Here is a 798-nt window from a genome sequence, read left to right on the forward strand (position 1 = left end):
AATGCCTCCGCCAGGCCGGGCCAGCGGCCGGCCAGCCGCTCCCGCTGTTTCGCGGACCGGCAGCGAGCCGCTTCCCGCAGATAGGCGGCCAGTTCAATGGTCACGGCATCGTCTTTTCGGGACGAGCATCTCCCTTGGAGGGCGACGACGGCCTTCGCCCTCCGCCAGCGCCAGTCGGTCAGCCGGCGGGGATTGCCCGCCTGCATCGTCGCCGGTCCGTCGCATCCTGCGTCTTTCATTCCTTGTCTCCTGTTGAAACTTCAACTGTGTTGGTCAGCCCCGCCTTCCAGTAGGCCCTTCAAACGCTCCCCGGTCAATAGGACCGACACCATCGGCCAGAGAAGCGAGGTGTGTCAATGATCCTCGCGGCTTCCCAAACGCACGATCCGGCTTGAGATCAATGCCCCGAACAGCCGAGTCCGGCAACTCCGGCCGAAGGTAATAAGCGATTATTCGGAAACGTCCGCCCACCGGTCCGCGACGGCAAGACACAGTGATCAAACCATCCGGCGACCCGGGCAAGACACATGCCCCCGAACGCCCTTTAGAGGACCCCATGGCTTCAGCCGTGACAACCAGCCTCATCATCCTGTCGCTCCCTTGGCGGCCGAGAAGCCGTCAGTAATCGTTGTTCATCGACCCGCCATTCAGGCCGTCAGGGAACCAGGCAGCATCATTGGCAGGAATGTCCGAAATCACGGCCTTGCCAAGGACGTTTCGGGTACGATGCGTCCGATCAAAGGCGGCGTTTTTAAGAGCCTGTAACTTTATGAGATAGTGTGGCATGGCGTTCGCAGC

General features: G+C 61.4%; 2 protein-coding genes. Both read right to left on the reverse strand.

Annotated elements, in window-relative coordinates; translation table 11 throughout:
• The coding region (locus BGIM_RS47960; protein WP_040887450.1) for a hypothetical protein at positions 1-239 on the reverse strand (239 nt) is incomplete at its 3' end.
• Between the two features lie 379 nt (positions 240-618).
• Positions 619-798 (reverse strand): hypothetical protein (locus BGIM_RS66865; RefSeq protein ID WP_238537501.1); only part of this gene is annotated, 180 nt, incomplete at its 5' end.

Origin of the sequence: Zavarzinella formosa DSM 19928 (assembly GCF_000255705.1) — a bacterium.
GTDB classification, from domain to species: Bacteria; Planctomycetota; Planctomycetia; order Gemmatales; family Gemmataceae; genus Zavarzinella; species Zavarzinella formosa.